19 protein-coding genes are annotated in these 16,151 nt (G+C 53.6%); 17 read left to right on the plus strand and 2 right to left on the minus strand.

Annotated features, from left to right (window positions below; genetic code table 11):
- Window positions 1-2: 2 nt before the first annotated feature.
- The 15 genes from KUV41_RS07620 to KUV41_RS07690 all read left to right on the plus strand — a co-directional run bounded on the left by KUV41_RS07620 (window position 3) and on the right by KUV41_RS07690 (window position 14,168).
- Entirely contained in the window at window positions 3-653 is a 651-nt protein-coding gene (locus tag KUV41_RS07620) for a type IV secretion system protein (RefSeq protein ID WP_222485371.1), read from the plus strand.
- 9 nt (window positions 654-662) lie between these two features.
- Window positions 663-956, plus strand: a complete 294-nt coding sequence (locus KUV41_RS07625; RefSeq protein WP_222485373.1) for an EexN family lipoprotein — start codon at window positions 663-665, stop codon at window positions 954-956.
- Window positions 953-1,948 carry a type IV secretion system protein gene (locus KUV41_RS07630; RefSeq protein WP_222485375.1) on the plus strand — a complete coding sequence of 332 codons (996 nt, stop codon included), beginning with the start codon at window positions 953-955 and terminating at the stop codon, window positions 1,946-1,948. Before KUV41_RS07625 ends, KUV41_RS07630 begins: the two co-directional genes overlap by 4 nt.
- 957 nt (window positions 1,949-2,905) lie before the next feature.
- A complete protein-coding gene (locus tag KUV41_RS07635; RefSeq protein WP_222485377.1) occupies window positions 2,906-3,511 on the plus strand; it encodes a hypothetical protein in 606 nt (201 codons plus the stop codon).
- Window positions 3,512-3,527: 16 nt separating this feature from the next.
- Window positions 3,528-3,806, plus strand: coding sequence for a hypothetical protein (locus KUV41_RS07640; RefSeq protein ID WP_222485379.1), 279 nt, complete (start codon window positions 3,528-3,530; stop codon window positions 3,804-3,806).
- 172 nt (window positions 3,807-3,978) lie between these two features.
- The gene (locus KUV41_RS07645; protein WP_222485381.1) at window positions 3,979-6,369 is read left to right on the plus strand and encodes a DNA/RNA helicase domain-containing protein; all 2,391 of its coding nucleotides are present in this window, start codon (window positions 3,979-3,981) and stop codon (window positions 6,367-6,369) included.
- 107 nt (window positions 6,370-6,476) lie between these two features.
- Complete coding sequence (locus tag KUV41_RS07650; protein WP_175069023.1) at window positions 6,477-6,833, plus strand: nucleotide pyrophosphohydrolase; 357 nt, start codon at window positions 6,477-6,479, stop codon at window positions 6,831-6,833.
- 219 nt (window positions 6,834-7,052) lie between these two features.
- Window positions 7,053-7,829 (plus strand): type IV toxin-antitoxin system AbiEi family antitoxin domain-containing protein, encoded by a 777-nt coding sequence (locus KUV41_RS07655; RefSeq protein WP_222485383.1) that lies wholly within the window; start codon window positions 7,053-7,055, stop codon window positions 7,827-7,829.
- On the plus strand, window positions 7,819-8,739 hold the full coding sequence (locus tag KUV41_RS07660; protein ID WP_222485385.1) for a nucleotidyl transferase AbiEii/AbiGii toxin family protein: 921 nt from the start codon (window positions 7,819-7,821) through the stop codon (window positions 8,737-8,739). Before KUV41_RS07655 ends, KUV41_RS07660 begins: the two co-directional genes overlap by 11 nt.
- 100 nt (window positions 8,740-8,839) lie before the next feature.
- The gene (locus KUV41_RS07665; protein WP_222485387.1) at window positions 8,840-9,373 is read left to right on the plus strand and encodes a hypothetical protein; all 534 of its coding nucleotides are present in this window, start codon (window positions 8,840-8,842) and stop codon (window positions 9,371-9,373) included.
- Between the two features lie 274 nt (window positions 9,374-9,647).
- Entirely contained in the window at window positions 9,648-10,202 is a 555-nt protein-coding gene (locus KUV41_RS07670) for a hypothetical protein (RefSeq protein WP_222485389.1), read from the plus strand.
- Entirely contained in the window at window positions 10,202-11,212 is a 1,011-nt protein-coding gene (locus KUV41_RS07675; RefSeq protein WP_222485391.1) for a DUF262 domain-containing protein, read from the plus strand. Before KUV41_RS07670 ends, KUV41_RS07675 begins: the two co-directional genes overlap by 1 nt.
- A 322-nt stretch (window positions 11,213-11,534) precedes the next feature.
- Window positions 11,535-12,593, plus strand: a complete 1,059-nt coding sequence (locus tag KUV41_RS07680) for a hypothetical protein (protein ID WP_222485393.1) — start codon at window positions 11,535-11,537, stop codon at window positions 12,591-12,593.
- A gap of 105 nt (window positions 12,594-12,698) precedes the next feature.
- Complete coding sequence (locus KUV41_RS07685) at window positions 12,699-13,541, plus strand: hypothetical protein (RefSeq protein WP_222485395.1); 843 nt, start codon at window positions 12,699-12,701, stop codon at window positions 13,539-13,541.
- 99 nt (window positions 13,542-13,640) lie between these two features.
- Window positions 13,641-14,168, plus strand: coding sequence for a hypothetical protein (locus tag KUV41_RS07690; RefSeq protein ID WP_222485397.1), 528 nt, complete (start codon window positions 13,641-13,643; stop codon window positions 14,166-14,168).
- 819 nt (window positions 14,169-14,987) lie between these two features.
- Here KUV41_RS07690 and KUV41_RS07695 read toward each other — a convergent pair.
- Together KUV41_RS07695 and KUV41_RS07700 are read right to left on the minus strand one after the other, a co-directional pair.
- Window positions 14,988-15,209: a type II toxin-antitoxin system RelE/ParE family toxin gene (locus tag KUV41_RS07695; protein WP_261395951.1), complete on the minus strand. Its 222-nt coding sequence runs from the start codon at window positions 15,207-15,209 to the stop codon at window positions 14,988-14,990.
- Window positions 15,206-15,493, minus strand: coding sequence for a CopG family ribbon-helix-helix protein (locus KUV41_RS07700; RefSeq protein ID WP_222485399.1), 288 nt, complete (start codon window positions 15,491-15,493; stop codon window positions 15,206-15,208). The genes KUV41_RS07695 and KUV41_RS07700 overlap by 4 nt, the downstream gene beginning before the upstream one ends.
- 147 nt (window positions 15,494-15,640) lie before the next feature.
- On the opposite strand from KUV41_RS07700, the gene KUV41_RS19700 reads away from it, so the two are divergent.
- Complete coding sequence (locus KUV41_RS19700) at window positions 15,641-15,826, plus strand: FitA-like ribbon-helix-helix domain-containing protein (RefSeq protein ID WP_409995791.1); 186 nt, start codon at window positions 15,641-15,643, stop codon at window positions 15,824-15,826.
- A complete protein-coding gene (locus tag KUV41_RS07705; RefSeq protein WP_222485401.1) occupies window positions 15,823-16,140 on the plus strand; it encodes a PIN domain-containing protein in 318 nt (105 codons plus the stop codon). The genes KUV41_RS19700 and KUV41_RS07705 overlap by 4 nt, the downstream gene beginning before the upstream one ends.
- Window positions 16,141-16,151 lie beyond the last annotated feature (11 nt).

The raw sequence follows: 16,151 nt of genomic DNA on the forward strand, positions 1-16,151 counted from the left end.
TCATGAGCAACAAAATTTCGTGCGCACGAAAAATGGCCGGTGTCGCCCTCGCGGCCACCATCGGACTATCGCAGCCAGCCATGGCAGGCGGGATTCCCGTTATCGACGTGTCGAGCCTGACCCAGCAGATTTTGCAGGTTCAGCACATGCTTAACCAACTCGAGCAACTGAAAAGCCAGCTCGAAACGGCCAACAAGGAGTTGGACAGCATGAGCGGTGTTCGTGGCCTGGGCAGCGTCATCGACTCGGCCTATGACACTGCCGTGAACGTCGATCCTAACCAGGTGCTGAGTGACGCCGGTATCAGGGGTGCGAGCGAACACGGCCTGTCCGGTGACGTGGCGGACCTGTACGACAGCGGCAACCTGAACACGGCGACCTGGCTTGGCCAGTCCCAAAAGTCCCTGGAACAGGCCCAGGAGCGTTTTAGCGAGCTGACCGGCTTGGTGGCTGAGGTCAACAACAGCCCGGACCAGAAAGACATTCTGGACCTCCAGGCCCGTATCGGTGCCGAACAAGTCATGCTGCAAAACGAGATGGCCAAGCTGTCCATGCTCCGTTCGCAGGCCGAGGCCAACCAGGCGCTTCACGCTCAGCAGGTTCAGCAGATGCGTGTCGCTTCATCCGGGGAACCGTTCGAACTTGATTGGTAAGGAGGCCTTATGGATGTCAGGAAAATTTCGTGCGCACGAAATATTGTCATTGTGGTTCTGGTCAGCGTTGCGCAGTCCGGGTGCTTTGATGACACCCCTGATACTGGCCCGGTGCAGACCGTGGACTGGTACAAAGCGCATGACAATGAGCGCAAGGTGACCCTGGAGACATGCGGCAACAACCCTGGCGAACTCCAGGAGACGCCGAATTGCATCAATGCACTCCAGGCAGAACGGGCACTGTCTAGCGGTGAGCCCTTCGAACTTGACCTGTCTAGCCTTAAGAGCGAGGAGGACTCATGAACCTGTTTGAAGGCATGTTCTCCGTCGTTGATCAGGCATTGGACCAGTACATCATCAATACGGCTACTGACCTCATCGCTTACATCACTCCGATGTTTACCAGCATGTTGATCGTCTGGATTGCCATTTGGGGCTATTTGATGATGTTTGGCAAGGTCAGTGAGCCCTTGCAGGAGGGCGTTTTTCGCATCCTTCGCATCGGCTTCATCATGACGCTGGGGCTGACGGTCGGTACCTATATGGACGTCGTGGTGAACGTACTGGCTCACGGCCTGGAAAAGGTAGCAGCAGTCATCACGGGGTCCAATGGAGGCGCAGCGGCCATTTTGGATAGCCTGTTCTCCCGCGTTCTCGCCGTAGCTGATCAGGCCTGGGATAAAGCGGGAGTCATGAGTGGTGATTTCGGCATGTATTTAGTGGCAATTCTGATCATGGTGTTTGGTGGTGGTGTTGCCATCGTAGTGGCGTTCCTCTTACTAGCCAGCAAGGTCGCTACCACAGTGCTGCTGGCAATTGGTCCGCTCTTCATCATCGGCCTGCTTTTTAACGCTACCCAACGCTTTTTCGAGAGCTGGCTGGGCATGGTGATCAATTTCGGCATGCTGCTGCTTTTGGGCTCAGCCATTGGACGAATGGTCATCGATGTCAGCGAAGCGTTCATGAACATCGTGGAATCCTCGGCAGGCAGCATGGCCAGTATGACCACAAGTGCCTATCTGATTGCTTTTTTTGCCCTTGGCATCCTCGTGCTGAAGCAGGTGCCGGCCATTGCTTCTGCACTGGGCGGTGGTGTGGCATTGGCAACTCAGGGCGCTCTGGGCTCTGCTATGTCCGCGATGCGTCCCTCAGCAATCCGCCGTCAGTATCGCGGCGTTCAACGTGATGCACGCTTAGCAGGCAGTGCGGCAACCTCTCCTTACCGTGGCGCCAAGTCTGCCTATCGTGCCTACCAGAAGCGTTTCGGTGCTGGCAACACGATGACAGGAGGCTAAGTCATAAATACCAATATCAAGTGGTTAGATACCTGGCGCGCCCGTGTGGCGCGGGTAAAGCGTGGGGTGGGGCTGGTCATCTCGGGCCTGTTACTGGTGGTGGGTATCCTGTTGTCTGTTGCGTTGCTTCCTGAACTGCCTGGTTTGGTCAGCGTCGCTCTTGCTGGCGATGGCGAGGCTGCTCGTACCCTGTTTGTCTGTGTGGCCGGTATTTCCGTGTGTGTTCTCCAGTGGCTATGGCGCGCAACGATATATCCCGAGCTTCGGCGTGATCCACCTCAGAAGGAGACCTCATGAGCTACCGACGCTTGACACCCGAAGAGATCGAGGACCTGCGAGCTGAGATGCGCGCCTCTGGGCAGTGGATTAAAGCTGAGCTGGCCAAGCGTCGCCGGGAGCATGGAGAGACGGATGCGGTTGAGACAAGTGCCTCCCCTATTACTAATGGCGAAGCCTCCCGATCAGCCCCTGGCGACGAGCAGGTTTGAGACAGGTCCATGCGTATTACTAATGGCGAAGCCTAACGCATATCCCTGTGGTTGCTAGCCTCGCCCGAGGAGCCACCATTTTTCTTACGTACGAAAAGAAAGTCTGGGTTTAGGGCTAGGGCAGGATTCGCGGGTTGGTACCACAACGTACCACTGGCTGTGGGAGCCATAGTGGGAAGTCGGCAAAATTTCGTGCGTACGAAAAATCCACGTGACTGTGGCCTAGGGCATGATTCGCGAAGTGCCGGCACATGGTACCGCCGTCCTGAGTTGATCGCGCCGCAGAGGGTTTTCCCGGAATCAAACTTTCTTACGTACGAAAAGTGTGGGTGGTTTTGAGGCTAGAGCAGGATTCGCGAAGTGCTAGCAAAACGTACCAAGGGCCAGTAGTAGCCATCGTGGCAAGTTGGAGAAATTTCTTACGTACGAAAAGTGAGGGTGATTTTGGGGCTAGGGCAGGATTCGCGAAGTGTCAGCCGTTGCCGGCAGCGTGCTGGCATTTGGTACCACACTCGATGGGAAGTACATGATGAAAGAGGACGAGATGACAGAAGCAGCAGTGGTCAAAACCAGGCTGACATCAGCCGAGAAGGAAGCTTGGCAACGCCTTTGTGAGGCATCTGGCCGTTCGGAGTCAGATGTGCTGCGGGAGATGATTCAACGCGTTTGTGGCGAGAGCATCGCCGAAGAGGGGCGAGATATGATGCGAGGCCCCAAGTCCTGCAAGTTATCGGTTCGGCTGACTCGGCAGGAGCAGGAGTTGATCACAGAGCGTGCCGCCTATGAGGGGTTCCCGAATCGCACTCGTTGGGCTTCGGCTCTGATTCGGGCGACGCTGCTACGTCAGCCGGTCATGAACGAAGAAGAGCGCTCGGCCTTGATCCAAGCATCTTTCGCACTGACCGACGTCATTGAAAACGCTGGCGGTACCCAGCTGGGTTTGCCTCGCATGCGGATTAAGGATCAGGGCCAGGGAGAAATCAGCATCAAGGAGCTACAAGACAGAGTGCGGGAGGTTAATGAGCGCGTAATGGCACTGGTCTCCAGTGGGCGCAAGCGTTGGAACCTGGTGTGAGCATAGGAGAATGGAAATGCCGAGATATAGCTTCAAGGTCGATCGGTGCCCTCCGGAGGAAGGCTATGGCTGGGTCCTGAGGTACTTTGAGGATGATTGGGAGATTCCAGGATACGAGGTGTTTTCTGCACCTCACGATGTTGGATGGATGAAGAGGGTCGAGTACGAGAACGCCAAGTTTGCCGGAGAGCTATGGGTCGAAGAGATGATCGCGGCATATGGCGGGGATTCAGGAGGTCGTCCAGAAAGCGAGTCGGATAGTACGCAGTTGAGTTTCAAACTCGATGAATGGTAAGTGCCGCGCCAGGACCGCAGCCTGCCTCGACCAGGATAGCTCCCCATGTCCGCCGTGGCTGGCACATGAGCTTCAGGTGATGTTATAGCAGTCAGTAGCGTGCATAATTATACGGTGCATGCATATTGAAATATCTATAACTAATTGTTTATAAAAAGGAAATGTGTGGGGAATGCTGGTCTACAACGCCACCAAGCAGCAGTTCATCGACGATGTACGAGCCAACGTCATCACCGACGCCATCGAGAACGAGGTGGCACGCAGACTGAACCGCAACTCGCCGCGCAGTGAGGTGACGTCGTGGGAGAACTCCCTGCGTTTCATGATGAGCGTTCTGCTCGACGAGGGCATTCCGGCATCGGCGGGAGTGGCCATCGAGTACAACATTCCGCTGACCAATCGCCGTGTGGACTTCATCCTGACCGGCAAGAACCACCAGCGGGACGATGCAGCGGTCATCGTGGAACTGAAGCAGTGGCAGTCCGTCGAGGTGACGAAGAAGGATGCCATCGTGCGCACCCAGCTGGGCGGCGGTGTACGCGAGACTAACCATCCGTCGTATCAGGCGTGGTCCTATGGCGCGCTGATCGAGGACTACAACGAGACGGTACGCTCCGAGTCGATCCGCCTGGTGCCTTGTGCCTACCTGCACAACATGAAGCAGGGGAACGCCATCAATGATCCCTTCTACGAGCACCACACGCGCCGTGCCCCGGTCTTCATCTCGCAGGATGCCTTGAAGCTCTCGGAATTTCTCAGCCAGCACATCAAGTACGGCGACAGCAACGACATCATGTATCGCATCGAGCACGGTGTGATCAAGCCGAGCAAGAACCTGGCGGATGCGCTGGCGTCGATGATGCAGGGCAACGCCGAGTTCCTGATGATCGACGAGCAGAAGCTGGTCTATGAAACCGCCATCGATCTTGCGCATCGCGCGGCCAGCGGCAACAAGCAGTGCCTGATCGTCAAGGGCGGGCCGGGCACCGGCAAGTCGGTGGTGGCCATCAACCTGCTGGTGGAGCTGACGAAGCGCGAGATGATGACGCAGTACGTCTCACGCAACTCGGCCCCGCGTGAGGTCTTCAAGAAGAAGCTGACCGGCACGCGAAAGAAGACCCACATCGACAACCTGTTCAAGGGCTCGGGCAGCTACGTCAGCGCCGAGCCGGATACCTTTCATGCGTTGATCGTCGATGAGGCGCACCGCCTGAACGAGAAGTCCGGCATGTACCAGAACCTGGGCGAGAGCCAGATCAAGGAGGTGATCGCCGCGTCACGCTTCTCGATCTTCTTCATCGATGAAGCGCAGCGCGTGACGCTGAAGGACGTCGGTACGGTCGAGGAGATCCGGCGGCGGGCAGCCGAGGGCGGCGCCGATGTCCACGAACTTGAGCTGGCGTCGCAGTTTCGCTGCAACGGCTCGGATGGCTATCTGGCATGGCTCGATCATGCCCTTCAGATTCGCACCACGGCCAACACTGACCTGGAAGATATCGACTACGACTTTCAGGTGTTCGATGACCCGAGTGCCCTGCGTCAGGCGATTCTTGAGAAGAACCGCAAGGCTAACAAGGCACGGATGGTGGCGGGCTACTGCTGGCCCTGGGCGAGCAAGAAGGACAAGCACGCCATGGACATCGTGTTTCCCGAAAATGGCTTCGCCGCCCAGTGGAACCTCGATGACGACGGCATGCTGTGGGCGATCGCCGATGGATCAGCAGAGCAGGTCGGCTGCATCCACACCTGCCAGGGGCTCGAGTTCGACTATGTCGGCGTCATCATCGGCGACGACTTCGTGATTCGTGACGGCCGCGTGGTGACAGACGCGGCCAAGCGGGCAGGGCAGGACCGCTCGGTGCATGGCTACAAGAAACTGCTCAAGGAGCAGCCCGAGCATGCCCGTGCCCTGGCGGACCAGATCATCAAGAACACCTATCGCACCTTGATGACGCGGGGGCAGAAGGGCTGTTACGTCTATGCCACGGACTCCGAGACCCGCGAGTACTTCGCGGTCTTTGCTCGTTCACAGGCAGCCACCGAGCATACCGATCTGGCTGAAGAGGCCGAGACGCTGGATGGCTTGCACCTTCCCATCGTGACGCGTGATGAGGCCGCACCGTTCGAGCGCCATGTGCCCGTGTACGACCTGCGCATCGCCGCCGGCGAGTTCAGCGAGATGCAGATCGCCGACGCCGAGCACTGGGTCGAGCTACCGGACTTCATGCGCGCGAGCCCCGACCTGTTCGTCAGCCGGGTGGTGGGGGAGTCGATGAATCGGCGCATCCCCAACGGCGCCTGGTGCCTGTTCCGTGCCAACCCCGGTGGCACACGGCAAGGCAAGGTCGTCGTGGTGCAGCATCGCGCCATCGAGGACCCCGACCACGGCGGCAGCTTCACGATCAAGCTGTACCAGAGCGAGAAGGTCGAGGAGTACGGCGAGTTCGTGAACCAGCGCATCGTGCTCAAGCCCCAGACCAACGCCTTCGGCTACAAGGACATCGTGCTCGAGGACGAGCTCGAGGACCTGAAGGTCATCGGCGAATTCCTCTCCGTGCTGTGAGCGAGTGGGCGGCCGGATCGCCGCCTATGCTAATGCTGGCTGGATAGCGAGCGGCAGAGCAGGCATGCTCACCGCTATCCGATACCGCAGAACCAGGTGAGCCCTAGATGTCAGACCCGTTCAAGCAGCTCCGCGACGCCATGGACCAGTTCGCCACCGAGCGCGACTGGGACCAGTTCCATTCGCCCAAGAACCTGGCCATGGCGCTGACGGTGGAGGCAGCTGAACTACAGGAGTGCTTCCAGTGGCTGACCGAGGCGCAGTCCAGGGAGCTGGATGAGCAGCAACTGGCCGCCGTGCGCGATGAAATTGCCGATGTTCAGCTCTACCTGATCCGGCTGGCGGGTAAGCTGGACGTGGATATTGAAGCGGCATGCCGGGCGAAGATAGAGAAGAATGCGGAGAAATATCCCGCCGACCAAGTGAAGGGAAGTGCGAAAAAATACACGCACTATCAGGATTGACGTGATGCGTGGCCGCTTTGTCCCCAGCAGCGGCCTTCTCAGCCTGGCTTCAGCCCTCACGCTTCCTCCCACTAAATTTGGGCTCAAACAGGGCTGGAGACCCAGCTTAGGTTTAAATTCTGTGCTAAAAGCGGCCTTTAATGGCGATTTTGGGCTTGAAGATAAACCAGTGTGGTTTATTCTTCACTCTGAAGACGGAATTTAAGGCCGCTTTTTTACGTGAAAATAAACCAGCTGCTGCACAAGATCCCGTATGGCGCCGTGGTGACGACCGCCTGGCTGGCGTCACACGGCGTCACCTCGGATCAGGCGCGTAAGCTGGCCAGCAGTGGCTGGCTGCAACGCGTGGGGCACGGCGCCTACTGCCAAGCGGGGGAGCCTCTTACCTGGGAGAGCGCTGTTTTCGCCCTGCAGACGAGCGACGGCTCGGGGATGCCACCATTTTGGCCGGGTGGCCAGACGGCCCTGGCACTGCATGGCTTTGCCCACTATCTGCCCATGGGGGAGAGCACGACGCACCTGTATGGCAAGGAGGCCGCTCGGCTGCCCCGGTGGTTGAATGATGCCGAGTGGGCAGGGCGGATGGTGCTCCACTCTGAAAAGGGCCTGCCAGCGCAGCTTCCCGGCAGCTTTACGGACTACGCGCCGGATGGCAGAGCCTTCAGCTTGCAGGTATCGACCCCAGAGCGAGCCGTCCTGGAGTGGATCGCCGTTACGTCAAATGAGTTGCTGTTCAGCAGTGAGCTGGTCGACACCTTCGGCGGGCTTAACACGCTGCGTCCGCGACGGTTGCAGGCATTGCTGGAGGGATGCCGTTCGGTGAGAACCAAGCGTGCCTTCCTGGTGCTGGCTCGCCACGCCGGGCATGCCTGGTACGCTCGCCTGGAACCACGTCGACTGGACCTCGGCAAAGGCAAGCGGCAGCTCTGCCAGGGCGGCAAGCTGGATAGGGAATACCACGTGACGGTGCCGGAGACGTTCCTGCATGCCGATTGAAGCTCGCTACCACGAACAGGTCAGGCTGTTGGTCTCGCTGCTGCCTTTCCTCAATGACGAGCCGTGCTTCGCCCTGAAGGGCGGTACGGCCATCAACCTCTTCGTGCAGCCATTACCCCGCCTATCGGTCGATATCGACCTAGCCTACTTGCCGCTGGAGCCCCGTGACGAGGCACTGCGACGCTGTCGCGAGGCGCTGCAGCGATTGGCTGAGACCTTCAGTGCCCGACTGCCAGGCGTGCGGGCCGAGCTTCAGGATAATCGCCGAGATGAGCTGAGGATTCTGGTGCGCCGAGGGCGTAGCCAGGTAAAGGTAGAGGTATCGCCGGTACTGCGCGGCACCCTGCACCCGCCTCAGGAGCGCGATATCGTTGATGCCGTGGAGGACGAGTACGGCTTTGCTGCGGTGCAGGTGGTGTCGCTGCCGGACCTGTATGGCGGCAAGATCTGCGCCGCGCTGGACCGCCAGCACCCCCGGGACCTTTTCGATGTAAAGCTGCTGCTGAACCAGGGCGGCCTGGATCGAAGCGTATTCGAAGGCTTCCTGGTCTATCTGCTGGGGCATCCCAGGCCCTTGAACGAGGTGATCAACCCACGGCTGAAACCGTTGGACGACGTCTACCGACAGGAGTTTGTCGGGATGGCCAGGATTGATCTTCCTTTGCAGGAGCTGGAGAGCGTCCGTGATGAGCTGCTGTCGCGGCTGGGGCAGCTGATGACGGATGAAGATGTTCGTTTTCTGCTGGCCTTCAAGCAGGGGGCTCCTGACTGGGCGCTGCTTCCGCTGCCGGGCGTTGATCGGCTGCCTGCCGTGCGCTGGAAGCTCTCCAATATCCAGAAGATGAAGCCCGACAAGCACCGTCAGTCTCTGGCGCTCTTAGAGCAGGCCTTGGGCAGGCTTCGCGAATAATGAATGATACTCCAGAGCTGCTCCGTCCTAAGTAGGCTTCTCCTCCTAACCCTAAAGCGCTAGGCTGTTACGAATAATTACGCCAGGCGCAGGGGATGACATGGCGAACAGCAGGGAAGCTCCGTTTCAGTGGGACACCACCAAGGCCATGCCTGTCGGAGGCTGGGGGTACGTCAGCTGGCTGGAATTGCCCCACTATCGCCTCATCAAGCGTGAGGAGAAACGCCTGCTCCTGGATGTGGCTGGGGAGGACTACGGCCTTATCCCGGTCAGCTATGTCCGCTATGGAAAGCTCCAAGATCTCGAGAAGCAGCGCCTAGCCGAGATCATCGACCGGCTCAACGACCTCTACGGCGCCGAGGTCAGCGACGACAAGCTGCACTTCGCCAGTGGCATCGTCGACCGCATTGAGCGTGACGCAGCGGTGATGGCCCAGGTGCGCAACCATAGCGGAGACCAAGTAATGCACGGCCTTTTCCCGAAGAAGGTCACCGACGCCATGCTTGACGCCCTCAGCGACCACGAGAAGATAAGGATGCCGCTGCTGGAGGATGAAGAGACTGGCAGGCAGTTTGCTTTGGTGATACGGAAGCTGCTGGCGGGGAGGTCGAGCAATGACTCGCGTGCTGTGTAGCAAGCTACGGAAGAGGCCTATTATGGCTGATAACGACCTAGAACGAATAGTCCGAAGAAGGCCGCATGTGCGTTCAAGAGTGTTATGTAGCAAGCGCGGTTATTGGTGTTATGTTGCCGAGCTATACTTAATGACGAGTAATTTCAATAGGTTAATGGCCTATCACCATGCTCAATAACATTATTGAACGCGCGTGCGCGTTCAAGCCAATAAACGAGCGCGCTGTCTAATACCTGTTAGCTTTGAGAATACGAGAGGAAAAGGATGGCTTATAATGATCGAAGACTTTCAAGCTGATTTAAAAGTTTTAAATAGCCTCCAAGTCTATAGGAAATATGTTCTTGGCGGCGAATGTCACTTACTAGACAATCATGATTTATTTGAGTTGCGAGAGGTAATCTGTGAGCAGTTTCAAATAGAGTTTAATGATGTGCTAATGGTTGGCTCGGGTAAGTTAGGATTTAGCATAAAGCCTTCAAGAAGATTTGGTTTTTTCAATGATGACTCTGACATTGATATCGCTATTGTCTCAACCTCATTGTTTGAGCGTATATGGCAAGAAGCCTACCTCTACAAAAAGAGTGGTGCAGATTGGCCGTCATCGGGAAGGTTTTTCAAGTATCTTGCTGATGGCTGGATAAGACCTGATAAGCTACCGCCAAGTAATTACTTTAATTTTTCTGACGAATGGTGGACCTTTTTCAATGAGTTGACTAGCAGCAATCGATTTGGCCCCTATAAAATCCGCGGCGGCCTCTATCATTCTCATTTTTTCTTGCAAGAATACCAAACTATTTGTATTGATCAGTGCATTCAGGAGGCTTTTTAATGGACACCTCAGCATCAAATAGGCGCCTTCGAGTGCTGTTGACAGCAATCGGAAACAAGACTCTTATTCCACAACCTGATTTTCAGAGACGCTTAGTTTGGACAAATAAAGATAAGATTGAATTCATAAAAACAGTACTTGAAGGTTACCCATTTCCAGAAATATATATCGCTGCTGGAAAAGTGGACCCAAAAACCGGGGACGGCGCAGAAGTTCTAGTTGATGGGCAGCAAAGAATAACAACTCTCTACCAGTACTTTAAAGGTTCTCCCGACATAAAGCTTGGTAAAAATTTGCCCGCGTATGTTGACCTTGACGAAGACAAGCAAATAGATTTTTTGGAGTATAAAGTAGTTGTTCGAGACATGGGGAACATGCCCATGGACGATATTAAAGAGGTCTTTAAGAGAATTAACTCAACGAGCTATGGCCTCAATGCTATGGAGTTACACAACTCGCGCTACGGTGGTGAGTTCAAGAAATTCGCTGAAGAGGTTTCTCAAAGTAAGATATTTGAAGATAACCGCGTATTTACATCTACCGATATAAAGCGAATGAATGATGTAAGATACTGTCTAGGTCTTATAGTAACGATTATGAGCACGTATTTTAACAGAGATAAAGAGCTAGAAAATTACCTAGAAAAATACAACGAAGAGTTTCCCGAGCGGGACAAGCTAGATAGAGAAATATCTGAGGTTTTCTCGTTTATCGACAGGTTAAATTTCAATAGCAGCTCTAGAGCCTTCAAGAAGGCTGATTTCTTTACGCTTTTTGTTGAGCTTCATAGGGCATTGATCAAAAACTCACTTGCTGTTGACGCTGGAACATTGAGAGGAATGTTAGATGGCTTTTATGCACGTGTAGATCGGGTTCCATCCGGCGACTCTGGGGATGACAGGGAAGCTCAGGAATATTACAGCGCAGCCTTACAGGCAAGTAACGATAGGAGTAGCAGAATCACACGTGGTGAGTCTATCTACGCTTTGGTTCAGAATTCAGCAAGCTAACCAATGAATTAAGCCGACCGTTTTGCGCTGGCGCTCAAAACGGCGGCTTATTCAGGGCGTTAGGCGTCATGAAACTTAGGAGTATGCGATAGTGAATACCTGTATGGCGGTTACTTGCGAGACTTGTGAACACGACATTGACTGTCGCATCGGGTACTCGAACAGGCGCATACAGCCTTTAGCGTTTTCGTGCCCGCATTGCGATTCTCAGCTTGGAATCACTCTCGATATCTCGCACGCGCCGCAGTCCGAGTTTGAATTTGATGGCTGTAAGCCTGCCGAGACTCAACCCGCTGGGCCATTCGAGGGATGCAATCCGTTTTTGGACCTACATCTTGATTTTCCAGTACGTTCAGGCGAGTACGAGATAGGTAAAACGCCATTTTTCATGGCAATGGATGATTTGAGAGTGGCTACAGGTGTAGATGGTGGAAAAGCACACGCAATGCTACAGTTTCACAACTTTCACCTCAATGCACTCAATGAAATGGCGGAGAAATCAGGCGAAATAAAGAGGTTAATCAATCTTTACCATGGCAAGAACAAGCAGCTGTTTCAGAAACGAGCGGCGGCCTTTCTAGAAAGGCCTGTGGAAAAATCGCTGCTCCCTCAGGACGTCAATGCGAGGCTTTATTGTGTTATTGCAAAGGTATTTTCTCCGTTCACTGTGTTTGCCCACAGTAGGGAGATCTCAGAGGAGATGCCAAAGCTGATGCAGGCCATGGATCAAGAAAAACTGAGCGAATTTATAGCTGATCTCGACTCATCCAGATTTCTGAGCGAACTCCAGCGGGACTGTCTCAAAATTTACCCCAGGATTTTTGACGCTGAGTTGCCGTTGAGGCCAGCACTATTTCTTGACCTTACTGGCAACACCGAAGCCGAAAAGACAGCAACCCGTGTTTCATCTCAGGATTTTTCGGGTCTTAAAGACTTGTACAAGGATGTGGTTGAAATACTGAGCCGACAACTTGTGCTGGTGGCCGGCATCAACAATCTACTGCACAGAGCTGATGCAAATAGCTTTAAATCAATAGATGGGGGCACACTCAGTAATCTGAAGAAATACTCCGCAAAGGCGCTATCAGAAAAATTTAAGTACCTAGATGACTGCTGGTTCAAGGTAGATATGGATGCCTACAACCTAGATATGCGAAATGCGATTGCCCACAACAATGTCAATTACAGCGGGGTGGATCAGGTCATCACCTACACCCCAAGCGGAGGACACCTTGAGCCAGGCTCGGATAAAACCATGACATTTCTCGAGTTCATGCGCCTGCTGCTTGTCGCTTTTCGTGAGATGCATAGCCTCCATCATGTGATAAAAAGTTTCTTTTATTACAAATACTTGATACATGATAGAAGAGCTTCGAAATGACGCCTAACAAATCGCTGCAGGTGACGTTTGACCCGCTGCGCATTTTTGCTATCGCAAAACAGGCATCGCCTCAAGCGCACCTGAGCTCGGGCGTTAGGAGGGTATATGGATCGATTGAGAGAGCAATACCAAGAAAGGATTAACAGTGTCCTTCTTGATGGCTTTGAGAAAGAGTTATTGGACTCTGCCTTTGTTAACCTCTTGGCACCAAACCCACTTAGATTAAACAACTTTGCCTATGCTCTGCGCGAACTGACAAGGCATGTTTTGCACCGATTAGCGCCAGATAATGAGCTTCAGCAATGCCAGTGGTTTGCGCCGGATAGAACATCATCTACCGGGATTACTCGAAAACATCGCATTAAATTTGCGATTCAAGGTGGTCTTTCTGATTTCTATGTATCGAAAAAACTTTACATTGATGATATAGATAAGGTTTCAAGCGAATTGATAGCTATCATCAATCGTCTAAGTGGATTTACACACATAGAAGAAGCAACATTTAAAAGCTCAATGGAAGAGACAGAAAGAACCGCAGTTGAATGCCTTTCAGCAACTCTTGACTTTGTTAACAAGATTGATGAGCTGAGAACAGAAGTTGCGGATAAGCTCTTCGATGATATCGATGGCGTTCTGATTGACAGAATAAACAGCGAATCGGTTGTTGAGTTAATGGAAATATCGACTCACCAGTACATTGAGGAAATAACAGCGGAAAAAATTTATGTTTTTAAAATAGGCGTAAACTCTCTGGAAATGCGTGTCGAGGGGAGTATTGGCGCGACCTTAATGTATGGGTCAGCATCCGATCGGCGTAAAGGAGATGGGGCTGAAATTCCAGCTTCGTTTCCCGTATGCAGTGAAATGGAGGTTTTATTCACACAACCATTGGGCAGTTCTATTAACCTTAATAGATTCAGCGTAGATATTTCAAGTTGGTATGAGTAAGTCTCCTAACAAGGCCAGGCACGGCGACGGCTTTTTCGTTGCGACTTCGCCTCCATTACAAAGCCGCGCATGTTGGCGGCGTTAGGGCATGAAGCTACTATGATCTACGAATCGTCTTATTGGAAGGAACCATTGCTTAAAACTGCCACATGGCCGCGAAGGGTTCGTCTTGGCAAAAATGTACGCGAATCAACACTTATAAAGGTGGAGAAAGAGCTTTTCAAAGGGTTCTATTCAGTCCGGAAGCTACTCGAAACGGTAAAAGTCTCAGATAGCACGAAGAAGGAAAAATTCGAACTCATTTGGCATCCGAATAAAAAGCCAGTTGATTGGCTTAATCACCACGTTGTTGAAGATCACTACGACTTAGAAAAGTCCAGCCAAGAATCCAAGGGTATTGGTTTTGTATGCAATCTTTTCATCCATAGCTATGTATTCACACTAGTTGGAGAAAACAAGATTGAAGGGGGGGTTGTGGCATCGGATAAAACGAAAAATCAAAAGGTTTACTACGTGCCCATCGAGGTGATTTCGTCTGTATTTCGTCTCGTAGGCAGAGATTACCCATCCAGAGTAGAGTTCACTCGGAACGCAGAAACTGGGGAGTTTGAGGCCAAAGCATGGTGAATGCCCTAACAATTTGTTCCGTCGGTCCCCATACTCCGCTGAACGTGGGTGTCACATGAGGCCTCTCCGAAAGTCCGCTTCTGGCCGAAAGCAGTCAGCATTCCTTTGAGAGAAGAAGACTTGCGCCCTCATCGGCATTCTATTCGAGATAGGGGAGGTCCCCCAACGGTACACAACCGGTACGCACATCAGCTTCCTGTGCTATCCTTAAACTTCGCTAAGCTACTGATTCCAAAGAACTGTACCTTTCGCCAGATTTCGGTCACTTTCCTTTGTTTGTCAGTAACTTGTTGTTTTAAAAGCGAACTCATAATCCCTTGGTCGTAGGTTCAAGTCCTACTGGGCCCACCATTCAAATCAGCGTCCTAGCCGAATCGGCTAAGTCCTTCCGAGAAGTTGGTGTCCGTAACGGCGTCCGTTGTGTCATCCCTGGCACCCCGCCTAAAGCCGACACGCTATCTTCAGCCAGGTAGATCCTCTGGCAGTAGTTGGAAAGCCGTCATCCGCAAGACTGGGTGGCCTACCACTGCCCGCACTTTGCATTCGTTTTCGCGCCCGACGAGACGCTCAGGACTGGGCACCCGCACCGAAGACGAAATGGTGCGTGATATCTTTGCGTCGCACATCCAGCACAGCGCCTCTGAGAGTATAACGCTCGAAGCAGGCCTCAAGAGCTACCTCCAAACGTTAGCCCCCACAAGAAGCCTTTAGCTCTAGTGAAAAGCCCAGAAGTGCATCGCCCGGTCTACTCGACTTATTTTAGAGAAGGTGGCCACTGGCGAGCTGTGTGTACCACACTCAGTACACGCACCTGCATCCTCACAATGTCGTAGACCAATAGGTAGCTGGGGTGAACAACCAGCTCTCGGGATCCCGGAACACGGCCAGGTCATCCACTGTCAGGCTGGTCCACCAGCTGTGCCGCCTTCCCTGAAATAGTTCATCCAACGTCAAGGCTGCCAGCGGGTTCTGAGGTTCTATGTAGTCGTAAATGTCGTCACGATCCTGGATCGCCTCTGGCGTCCAGACCAGCTCCATCATTTAGACTTCGCCAGACGAGCACGGGTAGCTGCACGGCGGGCAGCAAACTTGGCTTCAACATCGGAGGCAGGTATCAGGTTGCCAGCGTCTGCCGATGCCCGTGATTGCTCCACCTTGGCAATCAGCCAGGCATCATAATCCTGCGCTTCCTGCTGCTGCGCTACATAGTTGCGCATAAAGTCGCGTAGAAGCTGTGCCCCGGTACGATCGTGAGCCTTGGCCGCATTGGCAAACTCTGCTTTCAGGTTTTCGTCGACCCGAAAGGTGAAGGTAGCATCGCTCATGACACCATTCTCATGTGTTACGCGGTAACTACAGGGTAGCACAAGTAGTATGCTATCCATCCACGCGCATCCGCCATGAGCAGAGAGTCTGGCATGACTTCGATCACGATCCGCAACTTGGATGAGCAGTTGAAGGTTTAGCTTCGCATACAGGCGGCGAGGCATGGCCATTCCATGGAAGAGGAGATCCGCATCATTCTACGTAGTGCCTTGAACCAGCCTCAGGCAAAGGGGCTGGGGACTCGCATACGTGAGCGATTCGCAGACGCGGGAGGCATCGAACTGGAAGTGCCGCCTGGGTCTGAGCCGCGTGATCCGGGCTTCAGCGCATGATTTTTCTCGATATCAACGTGCTATTCGAGCTGATGCGGCCTGTGCCAAACGCACGGGTTGTCGAATGGCTTGACAGGCAGGATGCTATTTCCGTGACAATTTCCGCTATTACAGTCGCCGAAATTCTCTATGGCATCGAGCGCCTGCCCGACGGTAGGCGAAAACGTGATGATGGGGCACGCTCGGCGGTATATCGTAGCGCAGGATCTTTATGTTTCCGCGTCGTAGTCTTCACCATAATTAAGGTGACCGCTCTGTTTTGGATGGAAAGAATAACTGTAATATTGTGTGTCGCTTGCAAGTTAAGCATCTGATATTGTTGCAT

The sequence above is a fragment of the Halomonas sp. DP8Y7-1 genome, from assembly GCF_019801685.1.
GTDB lineage: Bacteria > Pseudomonadota > Gammaproteobacteria > Pseudomonadales > Halomonadaceae > Halomonas > Halomonas litopenaei_A.